10 protein-coding genes are annotated in these 14,673 nt (G+C 45.9%); 6 read left to right on the top strand and 4 right to left on the bottom strand.

Translation table 11 applies throughout. The annotated features are described in order from the left end of the window. Nucleotides 1-20: 20 nt before the first annotated feature. A complete protein-coding gene (locus tag KUV50_RS15965) occupies nucleotides 21-1,034 on the bottom strand; it encodes a FecR family protein (RefSeq protein ID WP_222581185.1) in 1,014 nt (337 codons plus the stop codon). A 180-nt stretch (nucleotides 1,035-1,214) separates the two neighbouring features. Here KUV50_RS15965 and KUV50_RS15960 point away from each other — a divergent pair, with 180 nt between their 5' ends. From KUV50_RS15960 to KUV50_RS15950, 3 genes are all read left to right on the top strand, one after another. Next, on the top strand, nucleotides 1,215-1,781 hold the full coding sequence (locus KUV50_RS15960; RefSeq protein WP_222581184.1) for an RNA polymerase sigma factor: 567 nt from the start codon (nucleotides 1,215-1,217) through the stop codon (nucleotides 1,779-1,781). Nucleotides 1,782-2,070: 289 nt separating this feature from the next. Continuing rightward, on the top strand, nucleotides 2,071-3,063 hold the full coding sequence (locus tag KUV50_RS15955) for a Gfo/Idh/MocA family protein (protein WP_222581183.1): 993 nt from the start codon (nucleotides 2,071-2,073) through the stop codon (nucleotides 3,061-3,063). 268 nt (nucleotides 3,064-3,331) lie between these two features. Then, nucleotides 3,332-6,349, top strand: coding sequence for a PVC-type heme-binding CxxCH protein (locus KUV50_RS15950; RefSeq protein ID WP_222581182.1), 3,018 nt, complete (start codon nucleotides 3,332-3,334; stop codon nucleotides 6,347-6,349). Between the two features lie 145 nt (nucleotides 6,350-6,494). Here the strand turns inward: KUV50_RS15950 and KUV50_RS15945 are convergent, their stop codons facing one another. The 3 genes from KUV50_RS15945 to KUV50_RS15935 form a co-directional block, all read right to left on the bottom strand. Beyond that, complete coding sequence (locus KUV50_RS15945) at nucleotides 6,495-6,776, bottom strand: hypothetical protein (protein WP_222581181.1); 282 nt, start codon at nucleotides 6,774-6,776, stop codon at nucleotides 6,495-6,497. A gap of 152 nt (nucleotides 6,777-6,928) precedes the next feature. Next, on the bottom strand, nucleotides 6,929-7,183 hold the full coding sequence (locus KUV50_RS15940) for a hypothetical protein (protein WP_222581180.1): 255 nt from the start codon (nucleotides 7,181-7,183) through the stop codon (nucleotides 6,929-6,931). A 624-nt stretch (nucleotides 7,184-7,807) separates the two neighbouring features. Continuing rightward, a complete protein-coding gene (locus KUV50_RS15935; RefSeq protein WP_222581179.1) occupies nucleotides 7,808-8,830 on the bottom strand; it encodes a GntR family transcriptional regulator in 1,023 nt (340 codons plus the stop codon). Between the two features lie 650 nt (nucleotides 8,831-9,480). On the opposite strand from KUV50_RS15935, the gene KUV50_RS15930 reads away from it, so the two are divergent. From KUV50_RS15930 to KUV50_RS15920, 3 genes are all read left to right on the top strand, one after another. Next, on the top strand, nucleotides 9,481-11,592 hold the full coding sequence (locus KUV50_RS15930; protein WP_222581178.1) for a bifunctional aldolase/short-chain dehydrogenase: 2,112 nt from the start codon (nucleotides 9,481-9,483) through the stop codon (nucleotides 11,590-11,592). Nucleotides 11,593-11,970: 378 nt separating this feature from the next. Continuing rightward, the gene (locus KUV50_RS15925) at nucleotides 11,971-13,254 is read left to right on the top strand and encodes a TIM barrel protein (RefSeq protein ID WP_222581177.1); all 1,284 of its coding nucleotides are present in this window, start codon (nucleotides 11,971-11,973) and stop codon (nucleotides 13,252-13,254) included. A gap of 67 nt (nucleotides 13,255-13,321) precedes the next feature. Continuing rightward, the gene (locus KUV50_RS15920; RefSeq protein ID WP_222581176.1) at nucleotides 13,322-14,647 is read left to right on the top strand and encodes an FGGY-family carbohydrate kinase; all 1,326 of its coding nucleotides are present in this window, start codon (nucleotides 13,322-13,324) and stop codon (nucleotides 14,645-14,647) included. Nucleotides 14,648-14,673 lie beyond the last annotated feature (26 nt).

The raw sequence follows: 14,673 nt of genomic DNA, 5'->3' as shown, positions 1-14,673 counted from the left end.
ACATGAGAGTTTCCCCATCACTATTTTATGGTTACTTTATTTTCATTTTCACTCATCTCTGCATTAATCGTAAATTTCAATAGTTTCTTGACCGTCTCCCAGTCAGAATAAGGCAGCCCCACGTCGACATTCTTCTCAAATAAACTGGAATCCTGCACCACAAAGCTTTTTCCGTACACATCGGTCAGTTCCTGCAACACCTCATGCAACGGCACATTTTTATAGATTAACTCTCCGGTCTTCCAGGATGCAGCCTGCTCGATGGTCCGGTTGTTCTTTTGCTCCAATTTCCTGGTGGCATTTGAATATTTGAACTGATCCCCGGGTATCAATTTCAAGGAATGTTCCCCTGATTTTTCTCCTTTGGCAGCTTCCCCCTCAGAGCCGTCCTCCTGATGGAGCTCAAGAACCACCTCGCCTGATTCGAGAAAAACTTCTGTGGCATTCCGTCGATTGGTGACATTAAAAGAGGTCCCCGTCACTTTCACCGTTAAGTCCTCCGTTTTCACAAAAAAAGGATTGCCGTTTCGATGAGCCACCTCAAAAAAAGCTTCACCCTCGATACGCACTACCCGCCTCCCTGTCCGCTGCCAATTTTCGTTCCAATACAACTTTGAATTAGCATTCAGCCGAATCTTACTGTCATCACTTAAGACAATCTCTTGCACTTCACCGTATCGGGTCTCATACATTGTAATAACTTCCCGGTGCATCCAAAACCAGGCAGCTACACCCAACACCAGCAGAAGACTGGCAGCCGCACTCAAAGGAACTAACCATTTTTTCATTTTTGGTGCAGCCGGCGCCTCCTCCCTATCTACTTGATTCGTTCTTTGAAGAAACGTGTTCCAGTCCAGTGATGAGAGTTCTTCCAAACTATCACCCTCTTCCCAATTTTGCCGAAGCACAGACCGTACTCCTCCGATATTCCCATCTTTCTTAAGTAGTTCAAACATCTCCTCCAACTCGGCATCAGTACAAGTGCGATTGATGTACTTATGATATAGGTGCTTTATTTTTTCCTCTTCGGACATAAACCAATTTTTATTTGTATTCATCTGAACTCGGTGAAAAATCCTTATTGCAGATGTGTTGGTGTATAAGACGTTTCAGAAACAACCGGATACTAATTTTTTTAATTTTTTTTTAAAGTAATTAACTTTATATTGTATCCCATGAATCGAAGGCTTTTAAGCTGAAAAGAGAAGATCAACATGAGCGTGCCATTACTTGAATCCATATTCCAAGAATACCGAGACAAAGTCTATGGCTTTTTTGTAAGTAGTCTGGGGAGTCGTGAGCTGGCCGCCGACCTTACCCAAGATCTTTTTTGCAAACTGTGCCAGAAGAAAAACCGTCTGGTCGATATCCAGAATATGAACAGCTACATCTTCTGGATGGCCCAAAACATGGTCATCGATCACCTTCGCAAGGCCGCTCATCAAAAGGAATACCGGGAAAGCCTCATTGCTGACTGGAAAAATTCAAATCGTCCTTCCCATTCTCAAAAACCGGAAATAGAGCGTCAAATTGACCATGAGTACTTTAGCGAACTTTTTGACCAATTAATTCAGGTCCAAAGTCTTACCCCTCAGCAAAGATTAATCGTCACGCTCAGCAAAAAAGAGGGCTTGTCCAACCGACGCATCGCTCAAAAGCTTGGTCTCTCCCCCAATACGGTCAAAAATCACCTTCATTCGGCCTTAAAAACACTCCGGTCCGAAACAGACTTAAAGATTGTATACACGATCATTCTAATCCTCGCCCCCGGTTTGTTCTAGATTCATAGATCAAAGAATATTACCGATCTTTGCCCCCCCCTAGCTAGATTTGCCATTTCAAGGTCCTGCGAAACAGATCAACAGACTCCCATACCAACTAAACGTAGCCCGAGAGTACCTGAGTTTCACCTACACCTCCATGATGACACCCTCCGGACCAACCATTTTTAAAATTGCAGTAGAAAGGTAAAACTATGTGAAAATTATCGTAATATAGGGTTTTGGACTAAACCAGTAATTGGTCCTTAGTAAATCACAAAATCAAATCGGCTTTTTGAACCAAAACACCATGAAAGGCACAAAGCATGGAATAGAATATATTCCGAATAAACTAAATAAGGTGGATCTGGTGACCTCTCAAAACGCTCTAAAGCTGGGGATTGTCGGACTTTCTCCCCACAGCGCAGCCTTTTCGACTTTCTTAAATGATGCGAATAAGAAAGAAGATTTGATAGGATGCCATATCGAGGCCTTATACCATCCTCCTGGTAATCCTGACGTGGAATTTACTGACGAACAATTACTGAATTACAAAACGACCGTAGTAAAAGCGGGGGTTCGGACGGTATCTTCCATGGAAGCACTTCTGGAACTGGTGGACGGAATCTTAATCGAAACCAACGATGGAAGGCCCCACATGAAACAAGTCTTACCGGCGTTAAAAGCCGGGAAACCGGTTTTTGTCGACAAACCCGTCGCAGAAGACCTGCGTGGGGTGGTTGATATTTATCAAGCCGCATCAAGTTATAAGACACCCATTTTTTCCTCTTCCTCCCTCCGGTACGGTTCGCTTCCTCAGGAAATTAATACTACTAAAAAGAACAAGGTGCTCGGGGCTAACACATACAGCCCCGCCCCTCTGGAACCCGGACACACCGACTTGTATTGGTATGGCATTCATGGGGTAGAAATGCTTTATACGGTCATGGGTACGGGTTGCCGGGAGCTATGGTATACCGGAGATCCAAAAATCGGCGATGTCGTGACGGGCCGCTGGAACAATGACCGGATTGGTGTTTTTCGAGGTCAACGGAAGGGACGAAGTGGGTATGGCGGAACTGCTTTTTTAAACGATGAGACGCTGGATTTGGGTGGATTCGACGGCTACCGACCCTTGGTCGTTCAAATTGCACAATTTTTCCGAACCAATACGCCACCTGTGTCACCACAGGAGACCCTGGAAATATATGCTTTTATGACAGCGGCTCACCACAGCAAATTAAAAGGGGGCAAAAGAGTTCATGTTCCCAATTTGCTAAAGGAATTTGGTATCGATGGATAATAGAATAATGGCAGAAATTAATGATTTAGATCCAAGGCTTAAAAAACCAAGCGTAGTCTCGGTTCTGTCCAGATCTATGGTATTCGATACCCGAAAAATCCGTGTTTCAGACCGGTCATTGCTCCGTCTCCAAGGTGTCCGAAACTTTGTTGGCGGGCGATCGCACCGTCTTTACTCTAATCCATCCGTTCTGCTCATGCTGAGACAGGCAAGGCATTTAGGGATCTTAGGTCTGTACGATGATTAAGTCAAAATGACTATACTATTTATGAATATTTTTATGATCACTATGAATACACTGTCCAAAAAACACTTAAGCTGTTTAGTAGCTCTGATAACGGGTATGATGCTCATCCTCGGCTGCTCTCCGGAAAAAAATAAAAAACTTGAATTGAACCCAGGGGATCGGATCGCCTTAATCGGGAATGCTTTGGCGGAACGAATGCAGCACGACGGCTGGCTGGAAAGTTATATCCAGATGGCGCATCCGGGAGACAGTTTGGTTTTTCGGAATCTGGGGTATTCCGGGGATCAAATTCATTACCGCCCCCGGGCTCACCAGGGTTTTGGTGATAGTCATGCACACCTGACCGATGTAAAGGCCAATATTGTCTTTGCATTCTTCGGGTACAATGAATCGTACGATAACCAACCAGAGGAATTTAAAAAAACGGTCACAGAATGGATCGAATATTCTCATCGACAAAAGTATGATTCAGTCAACACTCCCCGCCTGGTCCTTTTTTCACCGATAGCCCATGAAAACCTCCATAAATCGTATCTCCCGGACGGCAGCGAAAACAACGCGCGTCTTGAAGTTTATACCCATGCCATGGCGGAGGCTGCAGAAGAAAAAGGAGTCCTGTTTGTAGATTTGTTCTCAGCTACCAAACAAATGTATGAAGCACAGGAAGCTCCACTGACCATGAATGGCATCCACCTGAATGAATTGGGTAATCAATTGGTGGCTGAATACATCTCCGAAACCCTATTTGGCCAAAAGCCGACCGTAGACGATGCATCCTTAGATTCTTTACGCCATATGGTCGTTGAGAAAAATGACTTTTGGTTTCAGAAATACCGGGCAACCAGCGGTAACGATGTATGGGGGAGTCGTTCCACTCAAGACGGGAATTATGAAACCCTTCAGCGGGAGTTGGAGATGCTTGATGTTTTGACACAAAATCGCGATAAAATAATCTGGGCCCGAGCCGATGGCGACCCGACCACCGGAAGTCGCTCTGACATCGACGACAGCAACGTACCAGAACCGCTGATTACAGGAACACACATCACCAGAAGCGTGGAATACATCGATGCCGAAGCAGCCATCGACCGAATGACCGTTCCGGAGGACTTGCAAGTCAATCTATATGCGGGTGAAAAGGAATTTCCGGAAATCGTCAATCCAGTGGCTCTGCAAGTAGATACCCAAGGGCGGATATGGGTGGCATCCTGGGGCAATTACCCCAAATGGCAACCGATGACGCCGATGAACGACCGCTTGGTGTATCTGACCGATGAAGACGGGGATGGGAAAGCAGACAAAGCAAACACCTTTGCCTATGTGCACAATCCCACTGGCTTTGAATTCTGGAACGGAGGCGTGATTGTCGTCTCTGCCCCTTACATCTTGTTCCTGAAAGACACAACGGGTGACGGAAAAGCGGATGTTAGAATACGATTATTCGGGGGATTAGGTTCTGATGACACCCACCATACCGCGAATAACCTGATTCTTGGCCCGGATGGTTACATTTACTACCAAAGAGGGATTTTTATACTTGAAAATGTGGAAACGCCTTGGCGAAAAAGTGAAGAATCAGGTACACCGGGGCTGTATCGATTTAATCCCAGAACCTTTGACTATTCATTCGTGGTCGAAAACACCCCCAATTCCCATGGGATCAGCTTTGACAAATGGGGGGATCAGTATATTACGGACGGAACCAGTGGCCGGGCGTTCCAGGTGTATTATAAAAGGACGGTTACCTCCACCACAGATGTCAATGAGTTTGAAAAACGTCCCTTATTCAAACAAACCGTCCGGCCGGTCACGTCGAATCAAATACTTTCAAGTGCCCATTTCCCGGAAAAGTACAATGATAATTTTTTAGTCTACAATTGCATTGGATTTCAGGGCATGAAACGCTATCGACTAGATTACAAAGGCGAAGGTGTAGTCGAAGGCACTGAAGTAGAAGACCTGATGTATACGGGGGATGACCCCACTTTCAATCCGCATTCCGAAGCCAAACCACGCGTCATACCCAAAGATTATACCGGGGATCCCAACTTTCGCCCAACCGATGGCGTGATCGGGTTTGATGGGGCGCTGTATTTCGGTGATTGGCAGAATGCGGTGATCACACATTCGCCCTATAATTTGAGGGATTTGAGTCGTGATCAAGCCCATGGCCGGGTGTACCGGATCACTGCCAAAAATCGTCCCTTGAATCAACCCATAAAAGTGGCCGGCGCTCCGGTCGAAGATCTGCTGGAATTATTCAAAAGTCCGGAAGATGGCGTGCGTCATCAAGCCCGGGTTGAACTGAGCGCACGAAACAGTGAAGAAGTCATTCCAAAAGCACAAGAATGGGTTCGCAAACTTGATGCGCAGAAAAAAGAAAATGCGCTGCCGATCCTGGAAGTGCTCTGGTTGCATCAGCAATTTAATGTCAAAAACAGAGAGTTATTAACCACCGTTCTTACTTCTCCTGAAGAGCGGGCACGTATTGCCGCCCAAAAGGTGGCCTGGTTCTGGAGTGATCGAGAACACCATCACAACGCCAGCGCAGACTCGACTGTCGTCGGGATGCAATTCCGGACCTACCACGAATCCTGGTGGAATGAAGGCACCCAGGACTCTGTTGACCTACAAGACAAAAGCTCTGATATTAAGACAGAACCAAAAGCAGAGAAAACGGAGATCCCGGCCAGTCAAAGGGTCGTTCTGGATAACAAGGGGATCGGACCGGTAAAAGATTTGAAATTACCCGAGGAAGTGGATTCTAAAATGGTGTCTGCCGGTAAAAACTTATTTGATACCAAGTGCATCTCCTGTCACATTGCCGATAAGAATATGGTCGGACCCGCACCTCAGGGCATATTGGACCGCCGGTCGCCGGAATGGATTATGAACATAATCATCAATCCCACAGAGATGCTGGAAAAGGACGACTTAGCCAAAGAATTATTGACTGAATTCAAAGGGGTCCCCATGGTGAATCAACGCATTACGGAAGACGAAGCGCGGGCCCTACTGGAATATTTCCGAACCTTATAAACCAGGCCTGATTACCCCCGGCAAACACGCTAATACTAGTATTAGCTCTGTATATAAAAACAAGTGAGAAATCAATTTTAAGAAATACCTCAACAGTGTTCTGTTTTAAAAAACTTCCCCGATCAGTTGCTTCGCCAATACCGGATCATCTGTGGTTAAATAGTCGCATCAGGCTGTCAAGATCGTCGATGGTAATCTGATAGGGTTCTTGCACGCCCACAATGTCAAAATCATGCCTTAACATCAGGCCAGCCACCTGTTCTTTCCGGACTGCCCAACTATTCCCTGTCTTTACATCCGCCTTGGCGGGGAGGCGGACATTGTAGGTCGCTGCTTTAAATTTAAAGGTGGTGGAATTCTTTTCATTCGTATGTACTATGGATACCCAGAGGCCAGTGTGTTTATTCGTTAAATGTCCACTGGACATTTAGTCTCGGCTTATCCGAGACTGTACTCAGTCACCCACACATTTTTTCATAGCAGCCCGCCTCATGTAATAAATGCTCTTTACTCATACCATATTTCTTGCCCCTTAATAAAAAAGATTATGGATACTCATAATTCAATGTACAGGTATATTTAGGATTCTACATCAATCCTGGCTATCCTGTAATCCTGGTTAATCCTGTTCCAGACAATTTCTGAACACGATTTATAAGATTCTACGATGCACAGGATTCCACATCCATCTTGACTATCTTGTAATCCTGTATAATCCTGTTCCAGACAATAGCAAACCTGACTATCCGGCAATCCTGCATAATCCTGTGCTAGACCGACCAAAAACCAAAAGCAAACCGCCCCAATAACCAATATCGATTTCTTTTCAATCACCCAAACGAATTTTCCACTTCATACCGCTTTCATTTTGATCTTATATCAGCCGAACTCTTTCTCATTTCTCTCCCGAGAGAAAGGATGGTTAAAATGAAAAGCCAGATTATACATAATCAATGGTTATATAAGCCCGCTACCGCGGTTCTCTCCGTCAGATATCCACTGGATATCTGCTCTTTCAGAGTACACTCGTTCACCTCTTTTAAGAGGGGCTAGGATGACCGAATGAAGCCGAAGGCACAAGGTTCAGTGAACCTTGTATGAGGGAACCGGAACGCCCTCGTTTCGGGCGGGAGAGGAAAGAACAATAGTGCAGCGTCCCAACTCACAATTAAAATGATTCTCTTTCAGATATTCAAGACAGATTCCCGACAGAATACAGCTTTCATTTTGTTCTTACATGGGCTGAACTCTTTCTCATTTCTCTCCCGTTCTTGTGAGCATTGCAGACCTCCTGGAAAAACGGAGCTCTAGCTCCGTTCATACATGAAAATCAAACCGTCATAATTTATATTACAGAACACACCCGTCCAAAATAAATTCTGGCTTTAATGCAACTAATTCACTTCCCGGGAAGAAAGTGCGCTCACATACCCCTTTCAAAAAGGCGTCAGCAGGAGTTCACAACGAATTCCGTTCAATCACCCGAAACGGATTCTCCACATGATTCGCCGTACCGTCAATGATCTGCCGTGCAGCCAACCGCCCCATTTCTTCAAAATCCGTAGAGATCACCGTAATCCCGTCCAATAAAATTTCCTTGATCGGATTTTCATTGTACGAAATGATCCCAATATCCCGGATGGGCTTGAAGTCAAGTAGTTTGGTTTTCTTAATGAGATGCACCAGATCCTCTTCCATCAGGGTAATATATACTTCCCGTCGGGCTAGCTCATGAGTTTCTATGTCGCTGATCACTTCGTGAGCAATTCCAGCATCAACACAAAACCGTTGAAAGCCCCAAATGATATCCCTGGGTTGGTAGGTATCGTACGGAAAAATAAGATTTACCTTGTCGTATTTTGAAATTTTAGAGCGCAATTGGTGCAAGGCATCGTAGATGTTTTCTTCAAAGTTCTGATACACCGCCGCATATTTTCCTTCGATTCCTTTGACCCATTTGTCTAGAATTAGCAATTTGTGATTCGGCAGTTCGTTGATGATTTCCCGCGCTTTGTAGGCACTCGAAAGAAAATGTGGGATAATCACATAATTCGAATACACCACCGGATGATTGGGGTTGATGATCATTTCCTTGAACAACGCAAATTCGTTGTGATACACATAAAAGTCAATCGCGACGTCCTCCCCCAACTCTTTGACAAAAGAGTCATAGATGATCTTCTTGTGACGGCTTAGTTTATTAAAGATTAAAAATATGCGGCGGCGTTGTTTGACCTGTGAAGTTTTCACATAATGACCTTTCCCGTGCACCGCTTTTATAATCTCCTTTTCCTTTAGCAGCCGATACGCTTTTTCCACCGTTTTTTTGGCAATGTCATAATTACTGCAAATCTCCGGTATAGAAGGCAGGCGTGCCCCAGCTTCTATATTCCCGTCTTCTATTCCCTGTGTGATGGAATTATAGATCTGCTGATACTTGGGCGTGGATGACAGATTATCCAGTTTTATAAAATGAAGCATCGCTTTTAGTTATTGAGTTATTGGGCTATTGAGTTATTGGGCTATTGAGTTACTGAGTTATGGGTGAGCATCTATTTTGCCAGCCCAACTAAAACTCAGTGGTTTCAGTGCCTACACCACAGGTAGATTTGTACCTGAGCAGGTTTTTATCCCGGCCCCAATTTACATTTTATTAGGGAATGGGATACCCAAAAAGTAGGTCTTAGTCCTTAATGATAGGTAAATTAATGGGTAAAGCCAAGTTTTTATTTTACCATCTAATCCCTGGTCTAAAGACGTAGGGCAAAACATCCCCGGCATTATTCTATCTTGGACGCCAAACACTCACGTAGATTTACTACCTGTGATCCGCTTTAAGGCGGATTTTGTTCAGTCATCCCACCCCCTTCCTAAAATAAGGGGCGCCGACTACCATATAAAAACGAGCTGCTTTTCTGGTGGTCTAAGGTTTGGGACACACCCACCCACACCCACACTCACACTCACACCCACACCCACACCCACACCCACACCCACACTCGTATGTAACCCTATGTAAGATCAATGAACCAAATTCGTTACTTTTATAGTTCGGCTATCATTTATAAGCCGGCAATAACAGGCTCAGGTCTCTTTTATTACATGAACAAACTTAAAACTAACTACAATTTATGACAAATCAAGCGGAAACCAAAAAATACAAATACGTGGACTATCTGTGGGACAAAGAGAAGGAAGAATCCCTTGGTGACGACCAGGTGAAGCTTTTTCTATACCGGTCCAACCTACTCGGCGCTGATCTCCGCATCACGAACTATGGGGGTGGAAACACCAGTTGCCGGACCATGGAGAAAGATCCGCTGACTGGCGAAGAAGTAGAAGTCATGTGGATCAAAGGATCCGGCGGAGATATAGGCACGCTGGATCGCAACGGCATCGCTGGCTTGTATGTCGATAAATTGCATGACCTGAAAAATGTCTACACCGGCATTGACATGGAAGACGAAATGGTCGCCCTGCTCTACCACTGCCTGTACGACCTGGACAGTCGGGCTCCTTCCATCGATACACCTTTGCACGGCCTGATACCATTCAAACACATTGACCACCTCCATCCGGATGCAGTCATCGCCATTGCCGCTGCTGAAAATGGTGAGGAAATCACCAAAGAACTATGGAACGGTGAAATAGGCTGGTTGCCCTGGCAACGTCCCGGTTTTGATTTAGGGGTTCAAATGGAAAACTACCTCAAAGAAAATCCGGACATACGCGGATTGATCCTGGGGAGTCACGGTTTATTTACATGGGGTGATACTGCTCACGAATGCTATGTCAACAGCCTGGAAACGATCGAACAAGCGTCCGAATACATCGAAAATGCAGTAAAGAAAAACGGGCAGGTTTTTGGCGGTCAAAAAATACAATCACTGGAGCAAGCCGATCGCAAGGACCGAGCCAGCCGTCTAATGCCCATTCTTCGGGGACTGTGTTCTGAAGAAAATGCTATGATCGGACACTTTAATGACAGCGACCGCGTGCTGGAATTTATAAACAGCAATGATCTGGATAAATTGGCTCCGCTGGGGACTTCGTGCCCGGACCACTTCCTTCGCACCAAAATTCAGCCGCTGGTACTGAACATGGTACCGGATGAATCGCTGGAAGATCGAAAGGCTGTCAAAGAAAAAATTACCGGACAGTTTGAAGAATACCGGGCAGCATACGCCGACTATTATGAAAAACACAAACGGGACAACAGCCCGGCCATGCGGGATGCCAATCCGGTGGTCATTCTGTATCCCGGGGTGGGCATGTTCACTTTTGCCAAAAACAAACAAACTGCTCGGGTAGCAGCTGAATTTTATGTCAATGCAGTGAATGTAATGCGGGGTTCAGAAGCGATTTCTACCTATACAGCATTACCACGTCAAGAAGCTTTTGATATCGAATACTGGTTGCTCGAAGAAGCCAAGCTCAAACGAATGCCAGCAGAGAAACCATTGTCCCGCAAAGTAGCTTTGATTACCGGCGGGGGCGGCGGAATCGGCCAGGCCATCGCTGAAAAACTGGCGGCCGAAGGCGCCAATGTATTTATTACCGATATTCGGGAAGATCGGGCCAGCGAGGTCAACGAATCCTTTGGACGGGATGTATCGGCTTACGACACATGCAACGTCACGGATGAAGAAGATGTTGACAAAGCATTCCGGGCTGCCTGCCTCGCCTTCGGGGGAGTTGATATCGTGGTGCACAGCGCCGGACTTGCGATTTCCAAGCCCATCCAGCAAACCACCATGGATGACTGGAACTTGCTCCAGGATGTGTTGGTTAAAGGTCAGTTTCTTCTGTCCCGAAGTGCAGCTGAGGTATTTGAAATACAAGACATGGGGGGTGATATTGTAAATATCGCTTCTAAAAACGGACTCGTCTCCGGTCCCAACAATGTAGGGTATGGCACAGCCAAAGCAGCTCAGATGCACATGAGTCGGCTACTGGCCGCCGAATTAGCCCAATATGGGGTCCGGGTGAATACCGTCAATCCGGACGGTGTGATTATCGGCAGTAAGATTTGGGAAGGTGATTGGGCCGAAGGTCGCGCCAAGGCCTATGGAATCTCAGTAAATGAATTGCCGCAACACTATGCCAACCGCAATTTGCTGAAAAAGATTATTCGACCGTCAGATATCGCAAAGGGTGTTTTTGCGGTGACCGCCATTTTGGATAAAAGCACCGGGAACATCATTAATGTCGATGGCGGAATGCCGGGAGCGTTTCCCAGATAGGAATTAGGACGCTTCGCTTTTAGGCGTTAGGCGTTAGGTGTTAGGGCGCCTACCTGCCTCCCTACTTTGTATCGGGAGGTAAACTTCGCAACGGTAGGTAAACTTTGCTTTTAGGGTTACGCTAAGAGCTAAAGGATTCGCAAAGCTCTTTTTAAAGAGAATTCTGATTTATTATGGAAATTTGCTTCTATCAAGGAATGAATAAATGCCCAGATGAAGAGCTATTGACCCACAGTGCGGGTCACAGTATGTTAGAAAAAAATGGCATATAGCAACATTGACCCCGTAGGTGGTCGCAACGGTTAAACAGATGCGATTTATCACGTCTGTTCTCAGCAAATTTTGAGGGTCCGCTGCGTTGCATCAAATTTAAACAATATGAAAATAGATAAAAACCACATTTCAGACCACAATAATGGACATCTGGACAAGCACCGCCAGGAGTTTGAATTCCTGGAGAAAAGGCTCCGTGACACCGATCACCCAGCGTCAAAGATCCTGGATAATTTATCAAAATTACAAATTGCCATCCCCAGCTGGGCACTCGGCAGTGGTGGAACACGGTTTGGCCGTTTCCCCATCGGGGGACAACCGCGGAACCTGGAAGAAAAAATGGCCGATATTGGGTTGTTACATCAATTGAGTCAGATGGCAAGCCGAATATCGCTCCATATTCCCTGGGATATTCCGGAAGACGTCGAAAAAATAAAAGCGACAGCGGATGAATACGGGCTTGCATTTGATGCCATGAATTCCAATACCTTTCAGGATCAGCCTGGTCAGGCTCACTCTTATAAACATGGATCCCTTTCACACACCGACCCGGCCGTACGGCGTCAGGCGATCAATCACAACAAAGAGGTGATCGACTATGGAGTCCAATTAGGATCTAAATCCATGACCGTGTGGCTGGCTGATGGAAGCAATCACCCCGGCCAATCCAACCTGAGCAAGGCACTCAAGCGCACCGGTGAGTCTTTGGCGGAAATCTATGCGCACATGCCGGCAGACTGGAGCCTTTTTATTGAATACAAACCCTTTGAGCCTTATTTCTACTCGACGGTGATACCGGACTGGGGTACTTCCTATTTACTGGCCTCTGATACCGGTGACCGGGCTTATAGCCTGGTGGATCTCGGTCACCACCTTCCCAATACCAACATCGAACAAATCGTGGCGACTCTGATTAGCCGTGGAAAGCTGGGTGGTTTTCATTTCAATGACAGCAAATTTGCCGATGACGACATCACAGTCGGCAGCATCAAGCCTTATCAGTTGTTTCTGATTTTTATGGAAATCACCCAAGGCATGGCTGCCAACCCACACGGCAATCCGGATATCGCCTATATGATCGATGCCAGTCACAACCTCAAAGATCCATTGGCTGACCTTTTGGAATCATTGGAATCCATAGGTTTGACTTACATTAAAGCAGCCTTAGTGGACTATGAATCCTTGGAGCAAGCTCGGGAAGAAAATGACATCAGTCGTTGTTCAGCGATCCTGCAAGATGCCTATCAGACCGATGTACGGCCGATCCTTCGCGAGTTTCGCCGACGTCAAGGCGGAGCAATCGATCCGGTAGCTTTTTACCGCGAGCAAAATGTTCGTGAGGAGCTAGTCAAAGAAAGAGGAAGTGATTCATCGGCCAGTGGATTATAAAAAAAAATTTGAGAAAACGTAATTTGACCTCTCTGAGGACATTTGCTCTATAAATTATTATATTTCTATGAACGAGATCACAGTACACGCTGTATTCGATATCGGGAAGACGAATAAAAAGCTGTTTTTGTTTGATGATCAGGGGGAGATTGTCTGGAAAACATCAACTTCTTTTCCCACCACAGAAGACGAGGATGGATTCATTTCCGACGATCTGAGTGCTATCGAAAACTGGATGAAAGAAACCATGGCACACTTAATGGATCCCGAAACCGGAACTGCGGCATGGAAAATCAAAAGCGTTAACTTTTCAGGATATGGTGCAAGCCTGGTTTATCTGGATGAAAATGGTGATCGATTGCCTTTGTTTATTAATTATCTCAAGCCTTTTCCCAAAAACCTGGAAGATCGTTTTTTCGAGAATTACGGTCCAAAAATACAGTTCTGTCAGGAAACAGCCAGCCCCTGGCTGGGGATGCTGAATTCCGGACTGCAGATCTTTTGGCTGAAGCATGATAAGCCGGATTGGTTTGCCAAAGTAAAATATGTCTTGCATTTTCCGCAGTACCTGAGCTATATATTCTCCGGGGAGCCCATCACCGAATACACCAGTATTGGGTGTCACACCGGCATGTGGGATTATCAAAAAGAGGATTACCACCGGTGGATCGATGGGGAAGGCTTGCGCAGGTTGTTCCCGGCGTTGCGACCTTCCGATACCTGGACAAAATCCTCCTTCCAGGGTCAACCCATTCAGGTCGGCGCAGGTTTACATGATACATCTGCTTCCCTGATCCCATATCTTACTTCGGAGAAAGAGCCCTTCATTCTCTTGTCAACCGGCACCTGGACCCTGGCCATAAATCCATTTTCAGATGAAAAGTTGAGCGGGGAAGATCTGCAGAATGATTGCCTAAACAACCTCCGGATCAATGGGCAACAAGTGCGGACGGCCCGGCTTTTCCTCGGCCGGGAGCATGAAATCCAGGTCACACGGCTGAGTGAACACTATCATATTGAAGTGGGAGACATTCTCAATTTGAAGTGGGACCCTGACACTCATTTAAAAGCTAAAGAAACGGAAGAATTTGCCTTCGATTTTGAACACCTAATACTAAACACAAAAGAAATCTCCACAAAAAAAGAGAACAACCCGAAAGAATGGGCTGTGGCCTATTACCAGCTGATGGGTCTTTTAGTACCACTCCAGATAGAAGCTATAAAGCGGGCGGCCGGCAGTCAGTATATTCCCCGATTGATCATTGAAGGGGGGTTTGTACACAACGAAATATTTATCGAGCTCCTCCACCAGGGGTTGCCCGATTGGGAAGTTGGGGTCTCGACGGTCAAAGGCGGATCAGCAAGAGGGGTGTTTGAATTGGTTAAGCAATAGATTTGACAGGTCATATATTGACCGCC

The organism is Membranihabitans marinus (assembly GCF_019802045.1).
GTDB lineage: Bacteria > Bacteroidota > Bacteroidia > Chitinophagales > Saprospiraceae > Membranihabitans > Membranihabitans marinus_A.
This window is presented reverse-complemented; position numbering and strand designations above follow the sequence as displayed.

Coding starts and splice junctions, on each gene's coding strand:
- KUV50_RS15965 (WP_222581185.1), bottom strand. CDS start 1,034: ATGTCCGAAGAGGAAAAAATAAAGCACCTATATCATAAGTACATCAAT.
- KUV50_RS15945 (WP_222581181.1), bottom strand. CDS start 6,776: ATGTCCAGTGGACATTTAACGAATAAACACACTGGCCTCTGGGTATCC.
- KUV50_RS15960 (WP_222581184.1), top strand. CDS start 1,215: ATGAGCGTGCCATTACTTGAATCCATATTCCAAGAATACCGAGACAAA.
- KUV50_RS15930 (WP_222581178.1), top strand. CDS start 9,481: ATGACAAATCAAGCGGAAACCAAAAAATACAAATACGTGGACTATCTG.
- KUV50_RS15920 (WP_222581176.1), top strand. CDS start 13,322: ATGAACGAGATCACAGTACACGCTGTATTCGATATCGGGAAGACGAAT.
- KUV50_RS15955 (WP_222581183.1), top strand. CDS start 2,071: ATGAAAGGCACAAAGCATGGAATAGAATATATTCCGAATAAACTAAAT.
- KUV50_RS15935 (WP_222581179.1), bottom strand. CDS start 8,830: ATGCTTCATTTTATAAAACTGGATAATCTGTCATCCACGCCCAAGTAT.
- KUV50_RS15925 (WP_222581177.1), top strand. CDS start 11,971: ATGAAAATAGATAAAAACCACATTTCAGACCACAATAATGGACATCTG.
- KUV50_RS15950 (WP_222581182.1), top strand. CDS start 3,332: ATGAATATTTTTATGATCACTATGAATACACTGTCCAAAAAACACTTA.